The organism is Lysobacter sp. Hz25 (assembly GCF_046097045.1).
Taxonomy (GTDB): domain Bacteria; phylum Pseudomonadota; class Gammaproteobacteria; order Xanthomonadales; family Xanthomonadaceae; genus Lysobacter; species Lysobacter antibioticus_B.
Genome location: NZ_CP175666.1, coordinates 2,319,698 through 2,344,021, shown reverse-complemented (window position 1 = coordinate 2,344,021; position 24,324 = coordinate 2,319,698). Strand labels below are relative to the sequence as shown.

Sequence of the window (24,324 nt, the reverse complement as noted above, 5' to 3'; positions counted from 1 at the left end):
AGCGGGAGAAGGATTCAACAACCGGGCCGCGTGGGTAAAACGAAAACGGCCCCGAGGGGCCGTCGATCGGTCTGATACGAGACGAATGCCGCTGCCTCAGGGGCTGCCGCCGCCTCCGAACCCGCCCGGCGAAGGCAGTTGCGCCTCGGCGCGCGCCGCATACATCGTGCCCGGCGGCGGCTGGCGGGTGAAATAGGTGTTGACGCCGTCCAGCACCGCCCGCGCCAGCGCGCGCTGGTGCGAGGGGTCGGTGAGACGACGCTCTTCTTCCGGATTGGAGATGAAGGCGGTCTCGACCAGCATCGCCGGCATGTCCGAGGTGCGCAGCACCGCGAAGTTGGCCCGCTCGATATGCGGCTTGTGGTTGTGGCCGACCTGCTTGAGGCCGCTGAGCACGTGCCCGGCCGCGTCTTCGGAGGCCTTCATATGGCCGCTCTGGGTCAGGTCGAGCAAGACCGAGGTCAGGGTGTTGTCGGTCTGCTGCAGGCGCACGCCGCCGACCAGGTCGGAGGCGTTTTCCTTGTCCGCCAGCCAACGCGCGCGCTGCGAGGACGCGCCCTTGAGCGACAGCACGTACACCGACGAGCCTTTGGCGGCGCGGTTTTCGGCGGCATCGGCGTGGATCGAGATGAACATGTCGGCCTTGGCCTGGCGCGCCAACTGAGCGCGACGCGGCAAGGGGATGAACACGTCGGTGTCGCGGGTCATGTAGGCCTTGAGGCCCGGCGTGGCGTTGATCTGGCGCGCGAGTTCGCGGCCGATCGCCAGGGTTACGTCCTTCTCGCGCTTACCGGACTGGCCGATCGCGCCGGGGTCCTGGCCGCCGTGGCCGGGATCGATCGCGATCACCAGCGGGCGCATGCCGCGGCCGCGCATGACGTCCTTGAGGGTCTTGACCGCGCCGGCCGGCGGCGCGCTTTCGGGTATCGCTGCGGCCGGAGCCGTCGCGGCGCCGGGCATCGGCGTCGGCACGCCGGTCGCGACCCGGGTCGGGACACCGGTGGCGATGCGGGTCGGAACCCCGGCGGCGACCGTGGTCGGCATCGGCGCTTGCGCGGCCTGCTCGAACACCGCCTGGCGCGCGGCCTGCTGGGCGGCGAGTTGCTGGGGGTTGGCGGCCGGCGACGTCACTGCAGCGCCGGCCAGCGCCGGAGCCTGGCTATTCGGAAGCTGCGCGACCGGAGCCTGTGCGTTCGAAGCTTGTGGGTTCGAAGCCTGCAGGTTCGAAGCCTGCAAGTTAGAAGCATGAGCAGCGGGATGCGGCACCGACGCGGTCGGCATCTGGGCCGTCGTTGTGGCCACCGGCGCCGCAGCATTGCGGGCGGCCAGTTCGGAGATCAGGCGGCTGGTCGCGGCAGCGGACTCGACCGAAGGATCGACCGTCGCGGCCGGCGCGTTCGCGGTCGTCGTCGGCGCAGCGGCGGCCGGTGCGGGCGCGGCGGCGACCGCGGTCTTGGGTTCGATACCGTCGCCGGGCCATTCCAGGACCAGACGCGGGCCCGAGCCGCCCTGCTCGATGCGCGGCTTGAGCGCGGCGACCGGCTGGGCGAGATCGAAGACGATGCGGACGGTGCCCGGCTGCGGTGCGCCGGTGCGGACGGATTTGACGATGCCGGTGCCGGCCGGGAGCTTGACGCTCTTGCCGACGCTGGAGGCCGGCAGGTCGACGACGAGGCGGTCCGGGCCCTTCAGGCTCAGGACCTTGTAATCGGCGTTCTTGTCGAGGGCGATCTCGGCGCGCGTGCCGGTGGCCCCGGTGCGCAGCTCCAAGCCCTTGATTTCACTGGCGTGCGCGAGATTCCAGGCCAGCGCCGCCAACAGCGCTATGCCGAGCAGGAATTTCTGGACGGTGGCGCCTTTGACTCGCATGGGCGTAAGTCAAGCACTGCGACACAGTAAATGCAAGAACTTTTCCCTTTCAAATCCGGCACCTGGGGCCACTTCCTATGGAATCGTTCAGGAGTCGGCCGCAAACGCATAGCCAGCGGTCGCGGCTCCCAGGGCGCCAAGCCAGGCCTGCCCTGCCGCCGAAACCGCGCTAAGTTGGACCCCGCGCCCCGCTCCTTCGACCGCCAACTCGACCCGCAGGTCGGGCGCGGGCAGCCAACCGCGGCCGCGTTCCGGCCATTCGACCAGCCACAGCACCGCTTCGCCGCCGTCCAGGCCAAGGAATTCGAGTTCGCCGGCATCGCCGATCCGGTACAGATCGAGGTGCCAGGCCTCGCCGCCTTCGGCCAGCGGATAGCGCTCGACCAAGGTGTAGGTCGGGCTGCGGATCGCGCCGGTAACGCCGAGTGCGCGCAACAAGGCACGTGCCAGGGTCGACTTGCCGGCCCCGAGGTCGCCGTGCAGATGCACGTGCAGGCCCTCGCCGTCGTGCGCAGGCCGCGCCTGCGCCAGGGCGGCACCGAGCGCGTCGGTGGCCTCGGCATCGCCCAAGTGCAGTTTGATCGTGTGCATGCTCATCCCTGCCGATTCTACTGACTGCTCCGCGTTGCGGATCGATCCAAGCCGCCGGGGCCGCTTTACGGATTGGCGCGACGGCGCAGCCATGGCATCAGATCGCTCGGCAGCAGACCGCGTTCGCCGCCGTCGCGCGCGGCATCGTCGCCGGCCAGCGAATGCAGCAGCGCGCCGCAGCTGGCGGCATCGAATGCATCGAGACCTTGCGCGCGCAACGCGGCGATCACGCCGCTGAGCACGTCGCCCATGCCGCCGACCGCCATGCCGGGATTGCCGGCGCCGATCACCCGCACGATGCGATCCGGTGCGGCGACCAGGGTGCCGGCGCCCTTGAGCACGACCGTACAGGCGTACCGCTCGACGAGTGCGCGCACCGCAGCGAAACGATCGGCCTGCACCGTGGCGGTGTCGCTGCCGAGCAGACGCGCGGCTTCGCCGGGATGCGGCGTCAGCACCGTATCGGCCGGCAAACGCCGCGGCGCGGCGGCGAGCAGATTCAGCGCATCCGCGTCGAAAAGCAGGGGTTTTCCGCTGTCCAGCGCATATCGGTATAGCTCGCGCCCCCATGTTTCCTGGCCGAGGCCGGGGCCTATCGCGATCACGTTCGCAGCGGCGAAGGTCGCGCCTGGATCGTCGCCTTCGCCGATCGCACGCGGCATCGCCTCGGGCAATCGCGCCAGCATCGGCGCGACATGCGCCTCGCGCGTGATCGCATCGAGCAGGCCGGCGCCACTGCGCAAAGCCGCCTGTGCGCACAGCAACAACGCACCGCCGTGACCGTGATCGCCGCCGATGCACAACACTCGGCCGTTACGACCCTTGTGACTGTCGCGCAGACGCGGCGACAACCAGCGCGACACGTCGCCGGCGCGCAGCCAGTGCGCGCTAGCCGATATGCCATAGAGTTCGCGCGGCAAACCGAGGTCGGCCAGTGCGAGCGCACCGACGCGATCGAGCGCGGCGCCGCTGCGCAGCCCGCATTTGCCGGCGATGAATTCGAGCGTGCGCTGCGCGGTCACCGCCGAAGGGTAGGCATAACCGCGATCGGCATCGACGCCGCTCGGCACGTCGAGTGCGAGCACCGGCGCTGGATGGGCGTTGATCGCATCGATCAGCGCCGCCGCCGCGGCGTCGGGCGCACGCGACAGGCCGATGCCAAACAGCGCGTCGACGATGAGCTCGGTCTCCGGCAAGGCGCCTTCGAATTCGACCACGCGACCGCCGGCCTGCGCGTAGCCGGCGGCGGCCCGCTCGGCGAGCGCTCCACGCGGCGCATGCCCGGGCAGGCGCAGCACCTGTACTTTGCGCCCGGCCTGCTGCGCGTGCATCGCCAATACGTAACCGTCGCCACCGTTGTTGCCCGGGCCGCAGACCACCAACAGGCGCATCGCTTGCGGCCAATGGCCCAACAGCTCGCGCCAGGCGGCTTCGCCGGCCCGCGCCATCAGCGCATGGGCGTCGCCGAGCTCGGCGGCGGCCGCGGCTTCGATCGCACGCAGCGCGGCGCCGTCGAACAAGGCCGTCGGCGGCATCGGCGATGAAGTTTCAGCGGTCGGCGACATGCAGCGATTCTATACTTGCCGCATCGTGAGCCAGCCCGACGCCCGCCCCACTTCGCCTTCCGTGTCCGCCGATGCGCCCGAAACAGCGCCCGACTACGCGGCGTTGGCCCTGCGCATCCGCGAGATCGCCCGCGAATTCGGCTTCCAGCGCTGCGGCATCTCCGGAATCGAGTTGGCCGAAGACGAGGCCTACCTTCTGGACTGGCTCGACCAGGGCCTGCATGGCTCGATGGACTGGATGGCCCGCCACGGCGGTTTGCGCGCGCGTCCCGGCGAATTGCTGCCGGGCACCCTGCGGGTGATCTCGGTCGGCCTCGACTACGGCCGTCGCGACGACGAAGACGCCTGGGTCACGCTCGCCGACGGCGAACGCGCCTATGTCGCCCGCTACGCCCTCGGCCGCGATTACCACAAGCTGATGCGCCAGCGCCTGCAGCGCCTGGCCGACCGCCTGGCCGAACTGGTCGGCCCGTTCGGCCATCGCGTGTTCGTCGACTCCGCGCCCGTGCTCGAACGCGCGTTGGCGCGCAATGCCGGGCTGGGCTGGATCGGCAAACACACCTGCTTGATCGACAAGGACGGCGGCTCCTGGTTCTTCCTCGGCGAGATCTACGTCGACCTGCCCTTACCGATCGACCGCCCGGCCAGCGCGCACTGCGGCACCTGTACGCGCTGCATCGACATCTGCCCAACCCAGGCCATCGTCGCCCCGCACCGCCTCGACGCGCGGCGCTGCATCTCCTATCTGACGATCGAGCACGAAGGCCCTATACCGGTCGAACTGCGCGCGCCGATCGGCAACCGCATCTTCGGCTGCGACGACTGCCAACTCGTCTGCCCCTGGAACAAATTCGCCAAGCGCAACGACGAACCCGATTTCCGCGCCCGCAACGACCTCGACCGCGCCAGCCTCGCGCAGTTGTTCGCCTGGGACGAAGACGAATTCCTGCGCCGCACCGAAGGCTCCGCGATCCGCCGCAGCGGCCACGAACGCTGGTTGCGCAACATCGCCGTCGCCTTGGGCAACGCCCCAGGCAGCGACGAAGTAATCGCCGCCTTGCGTTCGCGGCGCGAGCATCCCAGCGAGATCGTGCGCGAGCATGTCGAATGGGCGCTGGCGCGGCACGGGGTGCCGTAGCCCGCGACATAGCGTTCTGTGGTGCGGCGCCATGGGCCGGGCCCCAAAGGGTAGGAGCGGCGCAAGCCGCGACGCGAACCGGCGACTACTGCGCCGCACTGCTAATGCATCGGAGACTTCGAGCCACCGTCGCCATTGACTATCGCGTCGCGGCTTGCGCCGCTCCTACCCAAGAGCGGCGACGGCCGTTGCCGTTGCCGTTGCCGTTGCCGTTGCCGTTGCCGTTGCCGGATAAGCTTGGCGCAGTTCCGAGCTCGCGAGAACGCCTGGAGACCCGGAGGGCGGCGCACAGGACGTGCGCCGTTTTCCGATAAGACAAGGATGTCTTATCGGAAAATCCCGGCACGCGCTGCGCACTCGTGGCCTGTGCCCTTGCAAGGAGAGCCCTTTTCTTTGGTTAGCTTTCTTTTGGGCTTAGCAAAAGAAAGTAACCCGGCCGCGTAGCGGGCGGAAGCTCTGCACTTGCTTAACCGATATCCGGCGAGATCGGTCGCGACTTACGTCGCTCCTACATGAGTGACAGCTCTGCACTTGCTTGGGGTTTTCAGAAGCAAGATCAAACGCTAAGAGCTTCCGCCACTAAAGCGGCGGGTAACTTTCTTTTGTCTAAAGCAACAAAAGTCCGTCTGGATTCCCTTCGGTCAAAAGTAACCAAAGAAAAATGCTTTTGTTTTGAATCACAAGCCCGCACGAGCGATGCCGACGCCGGGATTTTTCATACGGGACATCCCTGTCCCGATGAAAAACGACGCGCATCCCTGCGCGCCGCCCTTCGGGTCTTCTATTGCCTTCGCAAGGTCCAGACGACGCACAGCAACAACAGGGGCAAGGCGATAGCAACAGCAGCGATGTTTGATCGACGTCGGCCACGAAAGATCCGCACCGACCGCAGTTCGCGGTCGCGGCTCGCGCCGCTCCTACTCCGGCGAAAGCGCGCCGCTTCGATGAATGACGTCAGCTTTGTTGTCTCTGCGCGTCCCTTGGTCGCGGCTTGCGCCGCTCCTACCCTGAGAGCCGAAGCCCCCCGAAAACGAAGAACGGCGCCGTAGCGCCGTTCTTGTTGATCGCGAATCCGCCGCGGCCTCAGCCGCGCAAGCGCCGGATCAGCTCGCGCGTGACCGGGTCGTCGGCCTCGGCTTCGCCGGCCAAGGCCGGCAGCAAACGGCTGGCGACTTGCTTGCCGAGTTCGACGCCGAACTGGTCGAAGGCGTTAATGCCCCAGAACACCGACTGCAGGTAGACGCTGTGTTCGTACATCGCCAACAAGGCGCCGAGCGAATGCGGGGTCAAGGCGTCGAGCAGGATGGTCGTGCTCGGGCGTCCGCCGGCGTAGACGCGGTGCGGGTCGTCGCTGCCCTGGCCGTTGGCGAAGGCCTCGGTCTGGGCCAGCAGGTTGGCCTGCAGTGCGCGATGGTTCTGCGCATACGGCGCGTCGGAACGGACCACGCCGATGAAGTCGGCCGGCACGATCGAGGTGCCCTGGTGCAGGGCCTGGAAGAAGCTGTGCTGGGTGTCGGTGCCGACGCCGCCCCACCACACCGCAACGGTGTCGCCGGCGACGGCCGAACCGTCCAGGCGCACCGACTTGCCCAGGCTTTCCATCACCAACTGCTGTAGATAATTCGACAGCAACTTGAGGCGGTCGTCGTAGGCGAGTACGGCCTGGGTCGCGTAGCCGAGGCCGTTGCGGTTCCAGATCGCGGTCAGCGCGTGCCACGCGGCGAGATTGTTCTGCAGCGGCGTGCGCAGCACGTGCGCGTCCATCTCGGCGGCGCCGTCGAGGAACTGCTCGAACGCGTCCATGCCGATCGCCAGCGCGATCGGCAAGCCGACCGCCGACCACAGCGAATACCGGCCGCCGACCCAGTCCCACATCGGCAGGATGCGCTCGGAGGGGATGTTGAAGGCCTCCGCCGCGCGCTCGACGTTGGCGCTGATCGCGTACAGGCGCGCGTCGTCGCCGAGCCAGTCGCGCAGGATGCCGCCGTTGAGCAGGGTCTCCTGGGTGCCGAAGGTCTTGGAGATCAACAGCGCGGCGGTGCGCTTGGGGTCGAGGCCGGCAAGCACGCGCTGGGCGGCGTGGCCGTCGACGTTGGACAGGAAGTGCACGCGGAAGCGGCCCGGGGCGGCGCCGGTCAACGCATCCACGGCCAGGCGCGGGCCCAGATCGGAACCGCCGATGCCGACACTGACGATGTCGGTGACCTCGCTAGCGGCGAGCGCATCGACTACAGCGCGCATGCGCTGGCGGGCTTCGAGGGCCTGGGCGTGGGCAGCGCGCGCGGTGTCGGTCGCGGACAGGTCGCTGCGCAGGGCGCTGTGCAGCGCCTGGCGGCGTTCGGTGACGTTGACGATCTCGCCGTCGAACAGGGCGCGCAGGCGGCCGACGCTGTCGGCGGCCTCGGCGGCGCGGAACAACCACTCCAGCGCGGCGCGGTCGTAATGCTGGCGAGCGAAGCTCGCGTAGACCGGCCCGACCTTGACGGTGAAGTCCGTTGCGCGGGCCGGATCGGCGGCGATCAACGCCGGCAGCGGGGTTTGGGTGACGCGCCCGACTTCGGCGCGCAGCTCAGTCAGTCGGGCGTCATCGCTCATCTGTCTTCGGTTCTCAGGCGGCCTGCGCCGGCATCGAGGTGTTGGTGTGGGTGAGTTGGTTGTTGCGGTCCACATAGACCAGGGTCGGCTTGTACTTCGCCGCCTCGGCCTCGTCGCAGATACCGTAGGCGCAAATGATGACCAGATCGCCGGGCTGGGCCTTGTGGGCCGCCGCGCCGTTGACCGAGATCACGCCGCTGCCCTCTTCGCCGCGAATGGCGTAGGTCGAGAAGCGGTGGCCGCTGTTGATGTTGTAGATGTGGACCTGTTCGTACTCACGGATGCCCGAGATATCGAGCAGGCGGCCATCGATGGCGCAGGAGCCTTCGTAATGAAGCTCGGCGTGGGTCACGGTGGCGCGGTGGATCTTGGCCTTGAGCAGGTTCAGTTGCATGTCGGTTACTCCGTCCGCAGACGCGCGGGCGCGAAAGGCCAGAAGTCTAGCAGCGCATGGCGCGCTGCAACATGGGTCGGGCGCGCGGCCGGCGGAACGGAGTATTCCCGTTCAGTGGCGCGGCTTTCATGGGGCGCCCGGCGCCTGTTCAGGTCTCGAATTCGAGGTTGTCAATGAGCCGGGTGCGGCCCAGCCGGGCCGCGATCAACGCCACCCGTGCCCCGCCCTCGCCCTCTTCGGGCAAGCCCAGGTCCGGGCGCCGGACCACGGCGTAGTCGACCACGAAGCCGGCCGCGCCCAGGCGCTCGAGCGCGCCGGCCTCGACCGCTGCGCGCGACTGCCCGGCCTGGCTGGCCTCGCGCATCCATTGCAGACAGGCGTGGATGGCCACCGCCTGCGGGCGTTCGCTTTCGGACAGGTATTGGTTGCGCGAACTCAAGGCCAGGCCGTCGGCCTCGCGGCGGGTGTCGGCGCCGACGATCTCGATCGGGAACGCGAGGTCGCGGACCATGTAGCGGATCACCGCGAGCTGTTGGTAGTCCTTGCGGCCGAACACGGCGACGTCGGGGCGGACCTGGTTGAACAAACGCGCGACCACGGTGGCGACGCCGTCGAAATGGCCGGGACGGTGCGCGCCTTCGAGGGTCTCGGTGACCTGCGGCACCCGCACCTGCACGGTGCGCTCGGCGCCGAAGGGATACATGGTCTCGACCGAAGGCAACCACAGCAGATCGCAACCGGACGTGCGCAGGCCTTCGGCATCGGCCTCGGGCGTGCGCGGGTAACGGCCGTAGTCTTCGTTCGGGCCGAACTGGGTCGGGTTGACGAACACGCTCGCCACCACCCGGTCGGCGCGCTCGCGCGCCAGGCGGATCAGCGAGTGGTGGCCGGCGTGCAGGTTGCCCATGGTCGGCACGAAGGCGACGCGTTGCCCGGCCAGGCGCCACGTTTCCAGGGTCGAGCGCAGCGCGCCCAGTTGATCGACAGTCAGCATGCGGTACTCGGTAGGACGGCGCGGACCGGGTCCGCGATGAAGGCAAGATCGGGGTGCGCGGCGGCGATTTCCAGCGCGCCGCGCAAATGCGGATGACCGCCGGACGGACCCGCCGCAAGGATCAGTCGTAAGAGTGCGCCGCGTCCGGGAAGGCGCCGCTGCGCACCGCGTCGGCGAAGGCCTGGAAGGCACCGGCGACCGAGCCGCCCTCGGCGAGGAAATCCTTGACGAACTTGGGCCGGCGATGGCCCGAGTTGACCCCGAGCAGATCGTGCAGCACCAACACCTGGCCGTCGCAATGCGGGCCGGCGCCGATGCCGACGGTCGGGATGGCGAGGTCGGCGGTGATCGCCGCGGCCAACCCGGTCGGCACGCATTCGAGCACCAGCAAGGTCGCCCCGGCCTCGGCCACGGCGCGCGCGTCGGCGCGCAGCCTGGCCGCGGTGGCGTCGTCGCGGCCCTGCAGCTTGTAACCGCCCAGGCGCAACACCGATTGCGGGGTCAGGCCGAGATGGGCGCAAACCGGGATCTCGCGCTCGACCAGGAAACGGATGACTTCGAGCTTATGGCCCGCGCCTTCCAGCTTGACCATCGCCGCGCCGGCCTGCAGCAGCCGCGTCGCCGCTTCGAGCGCGCGTTCGGGCGTAGCGTCGGACTGGAACGGCAGGTCGCTGATCAACAGCGCCTTGGACAAACCGCGCGCGACGCAGGCGGTGTGATAGGCCATGTCGGCGGTGGTGACCGGCAAGGTGCTGTTCTGGCCTTGCACGACCATGCCGAGCGAGTCGCCGACCAACACCAGCTCGATGCCGACCGCGTCCATGGTGCGGGCGAAACTGGCGTCGTAGGCGGTCAGCATGACCAGCTTGCGGCCGTCGCGCTTGGCGTCGGCGAGCATGGGCACGGTCCAGGCCTTGGCGGCCGGTCTGTCGGTGGGGGCCGATGTGTACATGGTGTGGGTTCGTCCGGGCGGTGGCGCGCGGACGCCGCTGGGGAGAGCGCAATAACTTAACAGGTTGCGCCGGGGCGCGACCGGCCATGCGCGCAACGCGGTCAGCCCGCCACGGCGCGGCAAGCCGGCCGCCTCATGCGCGCAGCGCGGCGGTCAATTATCGACCGTGTCGAGCCGGCGAATCACGCCGGCATCGATGCGCTGCAAGGCCTCGCGCGCCGGTCCGCGCCGCGGAATGACGGCGTCGGGCGCGATTTCGAGCAAAGGCACCAGGGCGAATGCGCGTTCGTGCAGATGCGGATGCGGCACGTGCAGGCCGGGCTCGTCGATCACCGCCTCGCCGTACAGCAGCAGGTCGAGGTCGAGCGTGCGCGGGCCCCAGCGGTCGCTGCCGTCGGCGCGGCGCGCGCGTCCGGCCTCGCGTTCGATCGCGAACATCGCCGCGAGCAGATGCTGCGCGCTCAAGCCGGTTTCGAGCATCGCCACGGCGTTGACGAAATCGGGTTGCTCGGTGACGCCCCAGGCCGGCGTGCGGTAGAGGCTGGACAGGCGCAACAACCGCGTCTGCGGCGCAATGTCGAGGGCGCGCGAGGCGGCGCGCAAAACCTCGGCGCTGTCGCCGAGGTTGCTGCCGAGGCCGACGAAAACGACCGTCGACGGGGCGGATGCGGTCCAGGTCATGCTCAGGCCATCGCAGATTCAAGGTCACCGGAAGCCGGTCGCAGCCGGGATCGTCTGATCGGTGCGGTCGTCGCACCGGGACGGCGGCGGGCCTGTCGTCGTCAGCGACGCAGGCCCGGGCCGATCACTCCGATGCGGTCGGCGCGTCGCGACGGCGGCGACGACGCTTGCGCGGGCCGCGTTCCTCGCCGCCCTCCTCGTCGTCCAGGGGCGGATTCGCCTCCTGGTAGGCGAGCAGTTCGCCCGGATGCAATTGCGCCTCGCGCCAGAATTCGACGTCGGCGGTGTGCTCGTCCGATGCGGCCATGCGCAGCGAGAGGAAATCGAAAGCGGCGCGGAAACGCGGATGCGACAGCAGCCGGAACACGCGCTTGCGCTGACGCTGCTGGAAACGCGACTGCAGCAGCCAGATCTCCTGCATCGGCAGCGAGAAACGGCGCGGCAGCGCGATCGTCGACAACTGATGCAAGGTGACGCGGTCGGCAGCGCGGCGCTGCGCTTCGGCGGTGTGCACGCCTTGCGCCTGCAGGCCCATCAGATCGCGGCAATACGCCGGCCACAGCAACAGCGCGAACAGGAACGCGGGCGAAACCGGCTCGTCGTTGGCGACGCGCGCGTCGGTGCCCTTCAGTCCTTCCAGCACCATCCGGCGCAGGGCGCCGCTGCGGTTGGACTTCAACGCCGCGGCGCTTTCCGGCAACAGCGCCGACAGCAATCCGAAACGCTCCAGGCCGAGGAAGCTCTCGACCGCGTGGCCCGACAAGAACAGCTTGAGGCATTCCTCGAACAACCGCGCCGGCGCGGCGTCGGCGAGCAACGGCGCCAGGTGCGGGATCGGCGCGGCGGTGGCCGCTTCGATCTCGAAGCCGAGCTTGGCCGCCAGGCGCACCGCGCGCAGCATCCGCACCGGGTCTTCGCGATAACGCGTTTCCGGATCGCCGATCAGGCGCATCAGGCGGTTCTGCACGTCCTCGAAGCCGCCGACGTAGTCGCGCACCGAGAAATCCTCGACCGCGTAATACAGGGCATTGGCGGTGAAGTCGCGGCGGACCGCGTCGTCCTCGATGCTGCCGTAGACGTTGTCGCGGACCAGGCGGCCACCGGTGTCGGTCTCGCGGTCGCCGCTGCCGTCGTCGATGTTGGCGCGGAAAGTCGCGACCTCGATGATCTCGCGGCCGTAGACCACGTGCGCCAGGCGGAACCTGCGGCCGATCAGGCGGCAGTTGCGGAACAGGCCCTTGACCTGCTCCGGCGTGGCGTCGGTGGCGACGTCGAAGTCCTTGGGGTGACCGCCGACCAGGATGTCGCGCACGGCACCGCCGACCAGGAAGGCGCCGAAGCCGCTGTCGCGCAGCCGATACAGCACGCGAAGCGCGTTCGGACTGATCTCCTTGCGCGAGACATTGTGCTGGTCGCGCGGGATCACGCGCAGCGAGGTATGGAATGAAGAGTTGTCGGCTTGCATCGAGCGGGCGTGCCGCCTTATAGGTTCGTAAGGTTCAACCGTTGCCCGTGGCAACGGCGGCGCATATACTAGCAGGCCGCATCGGGTTGAGAGTCCGTGCGGTCTGCCAGGAACCCGTTCCCGGCCGAGTTTCAACCTGCTCCCTTCGTCTAGAGGCCTAGGACGTGGCCCTCTCAAGGCTAAAACACGGGTTCGAATCCCGTAGGGAGCGCCAATACGCGACCAGGTCGCCAGAAGCCCGCGCAGCGATGCGCGGGCTTTTTCTTGGCGCCAGCCGCGTTACGGGGCCGGGCGGACGCGCGATTTGCGCCAACGGCCCAGTCCCGCCTTGGGTCGTCGCGGCGCGAATGGCTACACTATCGCTGCCCGGCCTGTTCGCCCCGGACCATAGCTCAGGATTCCCGCCATGCCCTTCGTCGTCACCGAGAACTGCATCAAGTGCAAGTACACCGACTGCGTCGAGGTGTGCCCGGTCGACTGCTTCCACGAAGGCCCGAATTTCCTGGTGATCGACCCGGACGAGTGCATCGACTGCACCCTGTGCGAGCCGGAATGCCCGATCAACGCGATCTATCCCGAGGACGACGTGCCGGCCGGCCAGGAGTCTTTCGTCGCGCTCAACGCCGAACTGTCCAAGTCCTGGCCGGTGATCACCACCCGCAAGGACGGCCCGCCCGACGCCAAGGACTGGGAAAACAAGCCCGGCAAGCTCGACCTGCTCGAGCGTTGAGCCTCGCCGGCGCGGCGTCGGCCGCGCTCGTCCGAACCGCCTCGTAGAGCCTCGGCGGGCTTCGCCCCGCCTTCCGCAACGACCCGGCTGGCCGATGCGGCTTGGCCGCTCGGCCTGTCTCTGCCCTGACCGCCCGGACTTTGCCGGGATGACTGCCGGCACCGCCCCGCCCGAGCCCGCCCCGGCCCGCGCCATGGCCGCCTGGCATTCATCGGCCCGCACCTAGACTCGGCCGGTCACGGACCGAATGAAACGACGCCATGCCGCATGCCCGTTTGCGCCTGAATCTGCTCCTCGCGCTTTGCGCCGCACCGATCCTCGCCGGCGCACAGCCGCGCACGCTCGCCCTCTCCCAGCTCGATCTGTCCAAGCTCGACTTGTCCCAGTTGGATCTCTCGCGCCTGGACCCGGCCGCGATCGCCGCCGGCGCCAGCGACACCCTGATGCGCGCGCCCGACGGTTCGATCGACGACTTGTTCCAGGCCCTGCACCAGGCCTCGCGCCATCCGCGCGATGCGGCGACGCTGTGCGCCTTGTTCGATCCGGCCGCCGACCGCAGCCCGCAGGCGCTCGCTGCCGCGGCGCAGAACCTCGGCGACGCCAGCCGCCAGGGTTTCGCCAACGCCCTGCTCGGCATCGCCGCGAACGGCCTGCAGAACCCGCGCCAGCCTTACGACGCCGGTGCGGCGAAACAAACGCTGAAATCCGCCGGCACCACCGCGATGCTGCTGCACGACGGCTTCATGGGCGCGCTCAATGCCGACGCCGGCGAACCGGGCGGACGCGAGGCGCGCTGCCAGGCGTTCGGCTGGCTGCTGGATGCGCTCAAGGACATGCCGCGCGCGCAGCGCGCCTCGGCGATGCGCCTGATGTTGAACGAGGGCCTGACCCGCTGGTCGCCGCCACGCTGAGTACGCTCGGCACGCTGGCTTCATAACGAAAACGGGCGCCATCGGCGCCCGTTTCGCAAGCAGGACTGCGGCGTTGGATCAACGGCCGCCGAGCGCTGCCTTGAGGTTGGCGATCAGCTTGGCCGGGGCTTCGCCGGTCGCCGGCAGACCGCGCGGGTCGACCGCCGAGACGTAGGCGCCGGCTTCGACCGCACTGATGCGGACCAGGAAGTTGCTGCCTTCGTAGTTCACGTCGTAGGCGCCGAGCAACTGCGCACGGCTGGCGATGTTGAGGCCTTCGACCTTGCCGAGCGCGTCGCCGACCTGGTTGAACACCGCGTCGCGGTTGCCGCTGACGGTGAAACCGTTGGCCGACGAGGCCGGGGTGCCGGCGGCGGCCTGGGTCGGACGCGACGCGGCCAGACCCGAGGCGGTCACCGAACCGCCCGGCACAGCCATGGCGCCGTCGGTACGCGGCTGGTCGAGGTCCGGCGGCACTTCCAGCGGACGGTTCTCAGGCGTTTCGGCGTAGAGCTTGTTGCCCTTGCGGAACCAGCTGCAGCCCGACGTGGCGACCATCGCCAGCAACAGACCGGCGACAACCGCGCGGGACAGAGAAACATTGGAACGCATGAGCATCTCCTACAGGGATTCAGGCCGCAAGGGTGTCGCGGCAGACGTGTTCGAGTTCGACGACGAGACCGGCGGTGCGCCGGGCGGCATCCTGATGGACGGCCGAGAGCGACTGCAGGGGCAGGCGCAGACCATGGCCGATGCCCTGGGCGCTGAGCAAGGCCTTGACCGGAATCGGGTTCGGTTCCAGGGCGAGGAAATCGTAGGCCGGGCGCAGGCGCGCGTCCCAGGCCTCGGCTTCGGCGCCGCGACCGGCACGGGCCAGGTCGGCGAGACGGCGGAATGCCGCCGGCAGCACATTGGAACCGACCGAAATGATGCCGTCGGCGCCGGCAAGCATGGCCCGGCAGGCGGTCGGGTCGTCGCCGCTGAGCACGGCGAAGCCGTCGCTCTTGAGCGCCAGCAAGGCCTGCATCCGCTGCGGGTCGGACACCGCTTCCTTGATGCCGACGATGCGCGGATGGCCGGCCAGCTCGGCCACGGTCTCCGGCAGCAGGTCGCCGCCGGTGCGGCCGGGCACGTTGTAGAGCACCACCGGCAAGGCGCCGTCGTCGGCGATCGCACGGAAATGCGCGACCAGGCCGGCCTGGGTCGGACGCACGTAGGGCGGGGTCACGACCAGCGCCGCGTCGGCGCCGAGGGCGGCCACGTGGCGGGTCAGTTCGATGGTTTTGGCGGTATTGGACAAGCCGGTGCCGGCCAGGACAGGAATGCGGCCGGCGACGAACTCGACCGCGGCGCGCAGCACGGCGTCGTATTCGGCGTCGTAGAGCGCGGCGGCCTCGCCGGTCGAGCCGGCGACGACGACGGCCTGGGTGCCGCCTTCCAGCTGCATCGCCAGCAGTTTGTGCCAGGCGTCCAGGTCGATTTCGCCGGACGCGGTGAAAGGCGTCGCCAGCGCGGTGATGCTGCCGGAAAGTCGCAAGTGAAGACCTACTAAGTGGAGTTCGCGTCCGTAGCCGTGCTGCGGAGCGGTCGGGGGCCATTATTCCAGCGGGCGGGCCGGTGCGGAAACGTGCGCCGGTGCAGCCACGCACGGGACGATGTTACTTGCGGCCCGAAAGCGCGGGCAAGTATGCTCCCTTCAGCCGCAGCCCGTCCGCGGGCCGCCGTTCATATCCGAGCATCACGCTCCCCTTGCAGGCGCCGCCTTGACCGATTCCGCTTCCCGGCCGTCGCCGAACGAAAACCACCTCCTGATCAACGCCTATACGACGCATCCGGAGTCGCCGCTGTTGTCGGTGACGCGCCGGATCGCCGATTCGGGCTGCAATCTCGTCGATGCGCGCCTGTCCACGGTGGGCCGCGACGTCTCGGTGACCGCGCTGGCGGTCGGCTCCTGGGACTCGGTCGCCAAGCTCGAGGCCATGCTGACGCGCCTGGAGCGCGAGGAGGGCCTGAAGCTGGTCTGGTACCGCACCGGCGCCAAGCAGGTGCAGTCCAACCTGCTGCCCTACATCGTCGAGGTGGTGGCCGCCGACAAGCCGGGCATCCTGTTCCAGCTCGCCGACTTCTTCGACCGCCAGGGCATCACCATCGAAAGCCTGCATTGCTCGCGCTACCGCGCGATGCAGACCGGCGCCGACATGTTCTCGGCGCAGATCACCATCGGCGTGCCCTCGAGCATGCACATCGCCGCCCTGCGCGACGATTTCCTCGAGTTCTGCGACCATCTGAACCTAGACGCCATCATGGACCCGATGAAGTTCTGATCATGCTCGATACCGGCGACCACGCTTACGGCAAGAAAACCCCCGACCTCGCCCTGGCCCTGTCCGGCGGCGAGACGGTCAAGCTCAAGGACTATGCCGGCCAATGGCTGGTGTTGTACTTCTATCCGAAGGACAGCACCCCGGGCTGCACCACCGAAGGCCTGGATTTCAACGCCCTGCTGCCCAAGTTCAAGAAGCTCGGCGCGACCGTGCTCGGGGTGTCGCGCGACTCGATCAAATCGCACCAGAATTTCTGCGCCAAGCAGGGCTTCAAGTTCGAGCTGGTCAGCGACGCCGACGAATCGGTGTGCAACGCCTTCGGCGTGATCAAGGAAAAGAACCTGTACGGCCGCAAGTACATGGGCATCGAACGCAGCACCTTCCTGATCGACCCCAAGGGCGTCATCGCCCAGTCATGGCGACCGGTGAAAGTCGCTGGCCATGCCCAGGCCGTACTCGACGCACTCAAGGAACACGCCGCCCAGTGAGGCCCCTCGTTTCCACGCTCGCACGCTGTCCCGCCCCGCGGGTCACGGCGGCGCGGCCGTGCGCGCGCGCCGCCCGCGCGCGTTCGCCGCACTTGTGCGACCCACGCCCCGCCCCGGCGCGGGCCGCTGGCGGACACTCGCCTCAGCGCCTTCGCGAGCCTTGCCACCCCGTTCCGCCGTCGCAACGAAACGCACCACCCATCATCTCCGACGAGACTTCCGAATGACCAGAAGCAAGCGGATCTATGTGCTCGACACGAACGTGCTCATGCACGACCCGACCGCGCTGTTCAAGTTCCAGGAACACGATGTCTACCTGCCGATGCAAGTCATCGAGGAGTTGGACAACGGCAAGAAAGGCACCTCCGAAGCCAGCCGCAACGCGCGCCAGGTCAGCCGCTTCCTCAACGAATTGATCCAGGCCGAAGGCACCGACAAGATCAGCAGCGGCATCACCCTCAACCGCCCGCAGGGGCTGCAACTGCGCGGCGCGCAGAGCATCGGCAAGCTGCGCTTCCAGACCGGCTCGTTCGACGCCGGCAAGCGCTTCAGCGCGGTGATCCCGGACAACCAGATCCTCGGCGCGATCCTCGCCCTGCAGGAGCAGGAACCCGGCGTGCCGGTGGTGTTCGTGTCCAAGGACATCAACCTGCGCATCAAGGCCTCGATCGCCGGCATCGTGTCGGAGGACTACGAGAACGACCGCGCACTCGACGATTTCAGCCTGCTCTACACCGGCGCGACCGCGCTGCCGGACGACTTCTGGCAGCGCCACGGCAAGGACCTCAAGTCCTGGACCGAGAAAGGCCGCACCTACTACGAAATCAGCCGCACCGAGAACGACGACTGGTACCCGAACCAATTCCTGTACCTGCCCGGCGACGACGAGTCCGAACTCAAGGTCACCAAGGTCGGCGAAGACCGCGTGCAGTTGCAGATCGTCGACGACTTCCGTCATAACCAGCATGCGGTCTGGGGCATCATCGCGCGCAATCGCGAACAGAACTTCGCCCTCAACGCGCTGATGGACCCGGAGATCGACTTCGTCACCCTGCTCGGCACCGCCGGCACCGGCAAGACCCTGCTCGCCCTCGCCGCCGGCCTGGCGCAGACCATGGACCAGCAGCGCTACCGCGAAATCATCATGACCCGCGCCACCGTCAGCGTCGGTGAGGACATCGGCTTCCTGCCCGGCACCGAAGAGGAAAAGATGACGCCGTGGATGGGCGCGTTGACCGACAACCTGGAAGTGCTGACCCACAACCAGGAAGGCGGCGCCTGGGGCCGCGCGGCGACCAACGACCTGCTCGCCTCGCGCATCAAGATCCGCTCGATGAACTTCATGCGCGGCCGCACCTTCCTGAGCCGCTGGCTGATCCTCGACGAAGCGCAGAACCTGACCCCGAAGCAGATGAAGACCCTGATCACCCGTGCCGGCCCCGGCACCAAGATCGTCTGCCTGGGCAACGTCGAACAGATCGACACCCCGTACCTGACCGAAACCACCTCGGGCCTGACCTACGCGGTCGACCGCTTCAAGGGCTGGGCTCACAGCGCGCACGTGACCCTGCGCCGCGGCGAGCGTTCGAGGTTGGCGGATTACGCTTCCGAAGTGCTCTAAGGCGGTTGCGATACCGATGAACGGATGCCGCGCGATGCGAATCGCGCGGCATTTCGGTTTGTGGCGGCTCGGTTTGTGGCGGCATCGGTCGTGCGTGCTCGAACCGCACATGGTTGCGTATCTGCCCCTGTAGGAGCGACGTGAGTCGCGACCGCGACGCTTCAATTTCGCGACGCCTCCGGCTGGAACCCAGGGTAGGAGCGGCGCAAGCCGCGACCGCACTGTGACGGTCTTGCGGCGTATCGCTGTCGCAAGATCCAGATCCAGATCCAGATCAAACGCCAAAAGCTTCCGCCACTAAAGCGGCGGGTTACTTTCTTTTGTCATAAGCAACAAAAGAAAGGTAACCAAAGAAGTTGCTTTTCTTTGAATCACAAGCCCGCACGAGCGATGCCGACGCAGGGATTTTTCATACGGGACATCCCTGTCCCGATGAAAAACGGCGTGCATCCCTGCGCGCCGCCCTCCGGGTCTTCTGTTGCCTTCGCGAGTGTTTTACGACGCACAGCAACAGCAACAGCAACAGCAATCCTGCAACCACGACGGTACAAAGGGTAGGAGCGGCGCGAGCCGCGACCGCGAATCTGCGGCTGCCGGCACCAGTGATCGTGGTTGCGCGGTCGCGGCTTGCGCCGCTCCTACCCTAAGAGCAAAACACGCGTTGCCGTTGCCGTTGCCGTTGCCGTAAAGAGCTTGGCGCAGTTTCGATCTAGCGATGCGATCATAGACCCGGAGGGCGGCGCACAGGACGTGCGCCGTTTTTCGATAGGACAAGGACGTCCTATCGAAAAATCCCGGCGCTAGCTACGCACTCGTGGCCTGTCCCCTTGCAAGGAGAGCCCTTTTCTTTGGTTACCTTTCTTTTGGGCTTAGCAAAAGAAAGTAACCCGGCCGCGTCAGCGGACGGAAGCTCTGCACTTGCTTATGGCTTCTTGAGAAGCAAGATCAGGATCAAACGCCCAAAGCTTCCGCCACTAAAGCGGCGGGTAACTTTCTTTTGTCTAAAGCAACAAAAGAAAGTCACCAAAGAAAAATGCTTTCGCTTTGAATCACAGGCCCGCACGCGCGGTGCATACGCGGGGATTTTTCATACGGGACATCCTTGTCCCGATGAAAAACGGCCTGCATCCATGCAGGCCGCCCTCCGGGTCTTCTTCTGCCTTCGTGAGTACGGGGCGGCGCACAGCAACAGCAACAGCAACAGAAAAAGGCGGAAGCAGAAGCAGAGACAAAGGCAGAGTCGGCCGCCCCCGCCCCCCAACCGCCTCAACGCCCCAATGCGGCATCCCCTCCAGTTGGGTACGCTTAGCCCATGACCGCCCCGCTCCCCGCCAACACCCCTTCGCACCCCAGCGCCCTCACCATCGCCGGCTCCGACTCCGGCGGCGGCGCCGGCATCCAGGCCGATCTCAAGACCTTCGCCGCGCATCGCGTGCACGGGCTCAGCGCGCTCGCTGCGTTGACCGCCCAGCACACTCGCGGGGTCACCGCGGTGCATGTGCCGGACACCGACTTCCTGCGCGCGCAGATCGATGCCTGTTTCGACGATTTCGACGTGCGCGCGGTCAAGCTCGGCATGCTCGCCAACGCCGACGTCATCCTTGCGGTCGCCGATGCGCTCGAACACTACCGGCCCGAGTACGTGGTGCTCGATCCGGTCATGGTCGCGACCTCCGGGGCGCGCCTGCTCGAGGCGTCGGCCCTCGACGCCATGCGCACACGGCTGCTGCCCTTGGCCAGCCTGGTCACGCCGAACCTGCCGGAAGCGGAACTGCTGCTCGGCACCGCCATCGACGATCTCGACGGCATGCGCGCCGCCCTCGACGGTCTGTCCGCGCTCGGTGCGCGTGCGGTGCTGCTCAAGGGCGGGCATTTGCCCGGGCAGGGCGATGTCGTCGATTTGTTCGTCGACGGCATGCAGGTGCGCGAGATCGCGCATGCGCGCTTGCAAGTCGATGCCCATGGCACCGGCTGCACTCTGGCTTCGGCGGTCGCTGCGAATCTCTGCCTCGGGCGCTCGCTCGAAGACGCCTGCGTGGCCGCGGCCGATTATGTGCACGCCGCGCTGCGCCTGGGCTATCGCCCGGGCCGCAGCGAAGTGTTGGTGCTCGATCACTTCGGCGCAGCGCCGCATGACTGATCGCCACGAGCCCTCCGGTCTGCCGCTGCGCGCCGCGGACGGCCACCGCTGGAATCTGTACGCACGCGTCCCGGCCGAACCGACCGCGAGCCTGTTGTGGCTGCCCGCGCTCGGCGTCGCCGCGCGCCATTACCTGCCCTTCGCCGATGCCCTGGCGGCGCGCGGCATCGCCGTGTACGTGCACGAGTGGCGCGGCAACGGCAGCAGCAGCGTGCGCGCGAGCCGCGACAGCGATTGGGGCTATCGCGAGCTGTTGCTCGACGATCTGCCGGTCAGCGATGCCGCGGTCGCCGCGGCCCTGCCCCAGTTGCCGCGCATCATCGGCGGCCACAGCCTGGGCGGTCAGCTCGCCTGCATGCGCCTGGGCCTGGCTGCGTCACGCAACGAGCCGGCGCTGCCGACATCGCTGTGGCTGGTCGCCAGCGGCGCGCCATATTGGCGCACCCTCCCGATGCCGCAGCGGATCGCGATGCCGCCGATCTATCGCTTCCTGCCCTGGCTCGCCCACGTCAACGGTACCCTGCCCGGCCGCCGCATCGGTTTCGGCGGCAACGAGGCGCGCAGCCTGATCCGCGATTGGGGCCGCACCGCGCTGAGCGGGCGTTATGCCGCTGCCGGTATCGATGCCGACGTCGAAGCCGGCATGGCCCAGGTCGCGGTCGATGCGCGCGCGGTCTCGATGGACGGCGATTGGCTGGTGCCGCCAGGCTCGGTGCGCTATCTGTTGTCGAAGCTGCCGCGTGCGCACAGCGAAAGCCTGTTGTTGGGGACGCGCGATCTCGGCACCCGCGCCGATCATTTTTCCTGGATGAAGCAGCCCGAGGCGGTAGTCAAGGCGCTGTTGCGCCGATAAGCCATGCTTTGGGACAGGAGCCGCGTCCCACAGGGATTTCCTCCGGTCACGAGCCGCGACCACGCCAATAAAGCGCCGTTGCCGGTGTGGTGCCGCCGTTGATGCGGTATCGCAATCGCGGCTCGCGCCGCTCCTACTCCAAAAGCGGTTTGCCTCGCGCGGCGATTTACGCCGAACCGCCGAAGTTTTACGGCGAATTTACGCAGTGACGGCGGTCGCGAAATAGCGGCTTTACGCCCCCGGTTCCGAGAATGGCGATGTGGCCAGACAGGCCTCTCGCACCCGGAATCCACTATGTCGTCGCACCACCTCTTTCGCAGCCGCGAAGCCGCCGTCCCGCTGATCCTGGCCGCCTGCGCCGGCATCGGCCTGCTTGCGCTCGGCACCCAGGCCCAGGCCGCCGAGCAGGACGCCGTCCAGTTCAGCGGCTCGGCCGCGCTCACCAGCGACTACGTCTGGCGCGGCAGCTCCCAGACCCAAAGCGATCCGGCCGTGCAGGTCGGCTTCAAGGCAGCGGCGGCCAACGGTTTTTACGGCTCGGTATGGGGCTCGAACGTCGAGTTCGCCCCGCAGACGCATGCCAGCAGCGAATTCGATTTCACCGTCGGCTGGGCCGGCCAGGTCGCCGAACACTGGGCGCTGGACGTCAATGTCCTGCACTACCGCTATCCGTCGACGACCAGCGACCTCAACTGGACCGAACTCAACGGCACCGCGACCTACCGCGACAACTATTGGCTGTCGCTGGGGTATTCGAACGAAGCGCTCGGCACCCAGAAGCGCGGCCTGTATTCGCAGATCGGCGCGCGCTTCCCGGTCAACGACGCGCTGCGCTTCGAAGCCGCCGCCGGCCATTATTTTCTCGACGACGTCTACGACCGCAGCTACAGCCACGCCCAACTCAGCGCGATCTGGGCGGTTAAAGCCCTTGCTTCCAAAGCGAATGTCGAGCTGCGCCTGACCGCGCACGCCACCGATCGCAACGCCGAACGCATCTTCGGCGACTCGCTGGCCGGCTCGCGGATCGAAGCGGCCGTGCAAGCGTCCTTCTGACAGGAGTAACCCCTCATGCCCGGCTGGCTTTCCATGTTGTGCGCGGTTTCGGTCCTGGTGGCCGGCGCCTATCTGCTCTACGTCGTGCTGCGTCCGGAAGACTTCTAGTCCGCGCAGCCGCAATGCGGACCAGGACCGGCCCGCATCACCCTATCCCTGAAGGCGCCGGACGCGCCACCACGGACCCATCACCGCACGGTGTTTCACCATGATCGAAATCTTTCTCGTATTCGCGCTGGCGATCGGCCTGGGATGGCCGCTCGGCCAGTACCTGGCGCGGGTCATGCGCGGCGATCGCTCCCGCCTGGACGCATTGTTCGGGCCACTGGAACGCACGATCTATCGCCTGATCGGCGTCGACGCCGCACGCGGCATGAGCTGGCGCGGCTACGCGCTGGCGTTCGCCTTGAGCAACCTCGTGCTGGCCGTGCTGGTCTGGGCGTTGTTCATGACCCAGGCCTGGCTGCCGCTGAATCCCGACGCCGTGCCGAACCTGCGCTGGGACACCGCGCTGCACACCATGGTGTCCTTCCTCACCAACACCAACCAGCAGCATTACTCCGGCCAGGCGCAGCTGAGCTATCTCTCGCAGATGGTCGGCATCGTCGGCCTGCAGGTGGTCACGCCGATGATGGGCCTGGCGATCGTGGTCGCGACTTTGCGCGGCTTGTTCGGCGGACGCCAGGCGATGGGCGCGCAAGGCGCGGTGCCGGCCGAAGGCGCGCCGCGCGACCTCGGCAACTATTGGGTCGACGTAACCCGCGCCACCCTGCGCTTCATGCTGCCGCTATGCTTGGTGTGGGCGGTGCTGCTGACTTCGCAGGGCGTGCCTTCGACCTTACAAGGCGCGGTCGGCGTCGCGCCGCTCGACCAAAGCGCCGGGCTGAAAGATCAGAAGATACCTGTCGGGCCAGTCGCTTCCATGGTCGCGGCCAAGCAGCTCGGCACCAACGGCGGTGGCTGGTACGGCCCGAACAGCGCGGTGCCGCTGGAGAACCCGACCCCGTTCGCCAACCTGCTGGAAACCCTGGCGCTGATCCTGATCCCGGTCGCGGTGACTTTCATGATCGGCCCCTTCACCGGCCGCCGGCGCCTCACCGCCCTGGTGTTCGGCAGCATGCTGCTGATGTCGGTGATCTCCACCGGCCTGACCGTCGGTTCGGAAGCTTATTCGTCGAGCAGCACCGACGTGGCCCTGATGGAAGGCAAGGAAACCCGTTTCGGCGCCAGCGATTCGGCGCTGTGGACCGCGCTGACCACGCAAAGCAGCAACGGCTCGGTCAACGCCATGCACGACTCGCTGGCACCGCTGACCGGCGCGATGGCGATGGTCAACATGTTGATCAATGCGATCTGGGGCGGCATCGGCTGCGGCTTGCAGCAGTTCCTGGTCTATCTGTTGCTGTCGGTGTTCCTCGCCGGGCTGATGACCGGACGCACGCCGGAACTGTTCGGCCGCAAGATCGAAGCGCCGGAAGTGCGCTTGCTGGCCCTGCTGATCCTGCTGCAACCCCTGGTCGTACTGGGCTTCAGCGCGGCCGCCCTGGCGCTGCCGTCGATCACCGGCAACTCCAACCCGGGCTTCCACGGCATCAGCCAGGTGTTCTACGAGTACACCTCGGCCTACGCCAACAACGGCTCCGGCTTCGAGGGCCTCGGCGATGCGACCTATTGGTGGAACCTGAGCTGCGCCGCCGTGCTCGCCCTCGGCCGCTACCCGGCGCTGATCATTCCGCTCGCGGTCGCCGGCCTGCTGGCGCGCAAACGCGTCGCGCCGGAAAGCGCCGGCACCTTGCACGCCGAAACTCCGACCTTCGCCCTGACCCTGATCGCGGTGATCGCGATCCTGACCGTCCTGCAATTCATGCCCGCGCTGGTGCTCGGCCCCATCGCCGATCACCTGACGCTGTCTGCGAGCGCCGCTCCGGCGCTGAGCAGCCCCGTTCTCTGAGGTAAGCCA

At 67.8% G+C, this 24,324-nt stretch carries 21 protein-coding genes, 1 tRNA gene and 1 pseudogene; 12 read left to right on the top strand and 11 right to left on the bottom strand.

Annotated features, from left to right (window positions below; all coding sequences use genetic code 11):
* Nucleotides 1-96 precede the first annotated feature (96 nt).
* From ACKN61_RS09960 to ACKN61_RS09950, 3 genes are all read right to left on the bottom strand, one after another.
* On the bottom strand, nt 97-1,869 hold the full coding sequence (locus ACKN61_RS09960) for an N-acetylmuramoyl-L-alanine amidase (protein WP_408953327.1): 1,773 nt from the start codon (nt 1,867-1,869) through the stop codon (nt 97-99).
* Between the two features lie 87 nt (nt 1,870-1,956).
* A complete protein-coding gene (tsaE, locus tag ACKN61_RS09955) occupies nt 1,957-2,460 on the bottom strand; it encodes a tRNA (adenosine(37)-N6)-threonylcarbamoyltransferase complex ATPase subunit type 1 TsaE (protein WP_408953789.1) in 504 nt (167 codons plus the stop codon).
* A gap of 65 nt (nt 2,461-2,525) precedes the next feature.
* Nucleotides 2,526-4,025 carry an NAD(P)H-hydrate dehydratase gene (locus tag ACKN61_RS09950; RefSeq protein ID WP_408953326.1) on the bottom strand — a complete coding sequence of 500 codons (1,500 nt, stop codon included), beginning with the start codon at nt 4,023-4,025 and terminating at the stop codon, nt 2,526-2,528.
* On the opposite strand from ACKN61_RS09950, the gene queG reads away from it, so the two are divergent.
* The gene (gene queG / locus ACKN61_RS09945; protein ID WP_408953325.1) at nt 4,024-5,163 is read left to right on the top strand and encodes a tRNA epoxyqueuosine(34) reductase QueG; all 1,140 of its coding nucleotides are present in this window, start codon (nt 4,024-4,026) and stop codon (nt 5,161-5,163) included. The genes ACKN61_RS09950 and queG overlap by 2 nt on opposite strands.
* A 1,083-nt stretch (nt 5,164-6,246) precedes the next feature.
* Here queG and pgi read toward each other — a convergent pair.
* The 6 genes and pseudogenes from pgi to pcnB all read right to left on the bottom strand — a co-directional run.
* The gene (gene pgi, locus ACKN61_RS09940) at nt 6,247-7,758 is read right to left on the bottom strand and encodes a glucose-6-phosphate isomerase (protein ID WP_408953324.1); all 1,512 of its coding nucleotides are present in this window, start codon (nt 7,756-7,758) and stop codon (nt 6,247-6,249) included.
* Between the two features lie 13 nt (nt 7,759-7,771).
* Entirely contained in the window at nt 7,772-8,152 is a 381-nt protein-coding gene (panD, locus tag ACKN61_RS09935) for an aspartate 1-decarboxylase (RefSeq protein WP_031373460.1), read from the bottom strand.
* A gap of 148 nt (nt 8,153-8,300) precedes the next feature.
* Nucleotides 8,301-9,146, bottom strand: coding sequence for a pantoate--beta-alanine ligase (panC, locus tag ACKN61_RS09930; protein WP_408953323.1), 846 nt, complete (start codon nt 9,144-9,146; stop codon nt 8,301-8,303).
* A gap of 121 nt (nt 9,147-9,267) precedes the next feature.
* A complete protein-coding gene (gene panB / locus ACKN61_RS09925; protein WP_408953322.1) occupies nt 9,268-10,098 on the bottom strand; it encodes a 3-methyl-2-oxobutanoate hydroxymethyltransferase in 831 nt (276 codons plus the stop codon).
* Between the two features lie 153 nt (nt 10,099-10,251).
* Nucleotides 10,252-10,779: a 2-amino-4-hydroxy-6-hydroxymethyldihydropteridine diphosphokinase gene (folK, locus tag ACKN61_RS09920; protein WP_408953321.1), complete on the bottom strand. Its 528-nt coding sequence runs from the start codon at nt 10,777-10,779 to the stop codon at nt 10,252-10,254.
* A 124-nt stretch (nt 10,780-10,903) separates the two neighbouring features.
* Nucleotides 10,904-12,214, bottom strand: a pseudogene (gene pcnB / locus ACKN61_RS09915) (polynucleotide adenylyltransferase PcnB); the annotation flags it as partial.
* A 168-nt stretch (nt 12,215-12,382) separates the two neighbouring features.
* Here pcnB and ACKN61_RS09910 point away from each other — a divergent pair.
* The 3 genes from ACKN61_RS09910 to ACKN61_RS09900 all read left to right on the top strand — a co-directional run bounded on the left by ACKN61_RS09910 (nt 12,383) and on the right by ACKN61_RS09900 (nt 13,885).
* Nucleotides 12,383-12,458 (top strand) — tRNA-Glu (locus ACKN61_RS09910).
* A gap of 192 nt (nt 12,459-12,650) precedes the next feature.
* A complete protein-coding gene (gene fdxA / locus ACKN61_RS09905) occupies nt 12,651-12,974 on the top strand; it encodes a ferredoxin FdxA (RefSeq protein ID WP_408953320.1) in 324 nt (107 codons plus the stop codon).
* Between the two features lie 260 nt (nt 12,975-13,234).
* Entirely contained in the window at nt 13,235-13,885 is a 651-nt protein-coding gene (locus ACKN61_RS09900; RefSeq protein WP_408953319.1) for a hypothetical protein, read from the top strand.
* A gap of 78 nt (nt 13,886-13,963) precedes the next feature.
* On the opposite strand, the gene ACKN61_RS09895 is transcribed toward ACKN61_RS09900, so the two are convergent.
* Nucleotides 13,964-14,497: a hypothetical protein gene (locus ACKN61_RS09895; protein WP_031373453.1), complete on the bottom strand. Its 534-nt coding sequence runs from the start codon at nt 14,495-14,497 to the stop codon at nt 13,964-13,966.
* Between the two features lie 19 nt (nt 14,498-14,516).
* A complete protein-coding gene (gene dapA, locus ACKN61_RS09890) occupies nt 14,517-15,422 on the bottom strand; it encodes a 4-hydroxy-tetrahydrodipicolinate synthase (protein ID WP_408953318.1) in 906 nt (301 codons plus the stop codon).
* Nucleotides 15,423-15,648: 226 nt separating this feature from the next.
* Here dapA and ACKN61_RS09885 point away from each other — a divergent pair, with 226 nt between their 5' ends.
* The 8 genes from ACKN61_RS09885 (at nt 15,649) to kdpA (ending at nt 24,315) form a co-directional block, all read left to right on the top strand.
* Nucleotides 15,649-16,209: a glycine cleavage system protein R gene (locus tag ACKN61_RS09885; protein ID WP_031373451.1), complete on the top strand. Its 561-nt coding sequence runs from the start codon at nt 15,649-15,651 to the stop codon at nt 16,207-16,209.
* Nucleotides 16,210-16,211: 2 nt separating this feature from the next.
* Nucleotides 16,212-16,697, top strand: coding sequence for a peroxiredoxin (locus ACKN61_RS09880; protein WP_031373450.1), 486 nt, complete (start codon nt 16,212-16,214; stop codon nt 16,695-16,697).
* A gap of 223 nt (nt 16,698-16,920) precedes the next feature.
* A complete protein-coding gene (locus ACKN61_RS09875; RefSeq protein WP_408953317.1) occupies nt 16,921-18,318 on the top strand; it encodes a PhoH family protein in 1,398 nt (465 codons plus the stop codon).
* A 1,312-nt stretch (nt 18,319-19,630) separates the two neighbouring features.
* Nucleotides 19,631-20,458, top strand: a complete 828-nt coding sequence (thiD, locus tag ACKN61_RS09870; protein WP_408953316.1) for a bifunctional hydroxymethylpyrimidine kinase/phosphomethylpyrimidine kinase — start codon at nt 19,631-19,633, stop codon at nt 20,456-20,458.
* Nucleotides 20,451-21,311 (top strand): alpha/beta fold hydrolase, encoded by an 861-nt coding sequence (locus ACKN61_RS09865; RefSeq protein ID WP_408953315.1) that lies wholly within the window; start codon nt 20,451-20,453, stop codon nt 21,309-21,311. Before thiD ends, ACKN61_RS09865 begins: the two co-directional genes overlap by 8 nt.
* 294 nt (nt 21,312-21,605) lie before the next feature.
* Complete coding sequence (locus ACKN61_RS09860) at nt 21,606-22,364, top strand: TorF family putative porin (RefSeq protein ID WP_408953314.1); 759 nt, start codon at nt 21,606-21,608, stop codon at nt 22,362-22,364.
* A gap of 15 nt (nt 22,365-22,379) precedes the next feature.
* Complete coding sequence (locus ACKN61_RS09855) at nt 22,380-22,472, top strand: potassium-transporting ATPase subunit F (protein ID WP_031373443.1); 93 nt, start codon at nt 22,380-22,382, stop codon at nt 22,470-22,472.
* Nucleotides 22,473-22,572: 100 nt separating this feature from the next.
* Nucleotides 22,573-24,315, top strand: a complete 1,743-nt coding sequence (gene kdpA / locus ACKN61_RS09850; protein WP_408953313.1) for a potassium-transporting ATPase subunit KdpA — start codon at nt 22,573-22,575, stop codon at nt 24,313-24,315.
* Nucleotides 24,316-24,324: the final 9 nt, after the last annotated feature.

Excerpts from the sequence above, each read along its gene's own strand:
- pgi (WP_408953324.1), bottom strand. The coding sequence starts at position 7,758 with ATGAGCGATGACGCCCGACTGACTGAGCTGCGCGCCGAAGTCGGGCGC.
- panC (WP_408953323.1), bottom strand. The coding sequence starts at position 9,146 with ATGCTGACTGTCGATCAACTGGGCGCGCTGCGCTCGACCCTGGAAACG.
- tsaE (WP_408953789.1), bottom strand. The coding sequence starts at position 2,460 with ATGCACACGATCAAACTGCACTTGGGCGATGCCGAGGCCACCGACGCG.
- thiD (WP_408953316.1), top strand. The coding sequence starts at position 19,631 with ATGACCGCCCCGCTCCCCGCCAACACCCCTTCGCACCCCAGCGCCCTC.
- ACKN61_RS09855 (WP_031373443.1), top strand. The coding sequence starts at position 22,380 with ATGCCCGGCTGGCTTTCCATGTTGTGCGCGGTTTCGGTCCTGGTGGCC.
- ACKN61_RS09875 (WP_408953317.1), top strand. The coding sequence starts at position 16,921 with ATGACCAGAAGCAAGCGGATCTATGTGCTCGACACGAACGTGCTCATG.
- ACKN61_RS09895 (WP_031373453.1), bottom strand. The coding sequence starts at position 14,497 with ATGCGTTCCAATGTTTCTCTGTCCCGCGCGGTTGTCGCCGGTCTGTTG.
- ACKN61_RS09960 (WP_408953327.1), bottom strand. The coding sequence starts at position 1,869 with ATGCGAGTCAAAGGCGCCACCGTCCAGAAATTCCTGCTCGGCATAGCG.
- ACKN61_RS09880 (WP_031373450.1), top strand. The coding sequence starts at position 16,212 with ATGCTCGATACCGGCGACCACGCTTACGGCAAGAAAACCCCCGACCTC.
- ACKN61_RS09865 (WP_408953315.1), top strand. The coding sequence starts at position 20,451 with ATGACTGATCGCCACGAGCCCTCCGGTCTGCCGCTGCGCGCCGCGGAC.
- kdpA (WP_408953313.1), top strand. The coding sequence starts at position 22,573 with ATGATCGAAATCTTTCTCGTATTCGCGCTGGCGATCGGCCTGGGATGG.
- queG (WP_408953325.1), top strand. The coding sequence starts at position 4,024 with ATGCAGCGATTCTATACTTGCCGCATCGTGAGCCAGCCCGACGCCCGC.
- fdxA (WP_408953320.1), top strand. The coding sequence starts at position 12,651 with ATGCCCTTCGTCGTCACCGAGAACTGCATCAAGTGCAAGTACACCGAC.
- ACKN61_RS09900 (WP_408953319.1), top strand. The coding sequence starts at position 13,235 with ATGCCGCATGCCCGTTTGCGCCTGAATCTGCTCCTCGCGCTTTGCGCC.
- ACKN61_RS09860 (WP_408953314.1), top strand. The coding sequence starts at position 21,606 with ATGTCGTCGCACCACCTCTTTCGCAGCCGCGAAGCCGCCGTCCCGCTG.
- panB (WP_408953322.1), bottom strand. The coding sequence starts at position 10,098 with ATGTACACATCGGCCCCCACCGACAGACCGGCCGCCAAGGCCTGGACC.
- ACKN61_RS09950 (WP_408953326.1), bottom strand. The coding sequence starts at position 4,025 with ATGTCGCCGACCGCTGAAACTTCATCGCCGATGCCGCCGACGGCCTTG.
- folK (WP_408953321.1), bottom strand. The coding sequence starts at position 10,779 with ATGACCTGGACCGCATCCGCCCCGTCGACGGTCGTTTTCGTCGGCCTC.
- panD (WP_031373460.1), bottom strand. The coding sequence starts at position 8,152 with ATGCAACTGAACCTGCTCAAGGCCAAGATCCACCGCGCCACCGTGACC.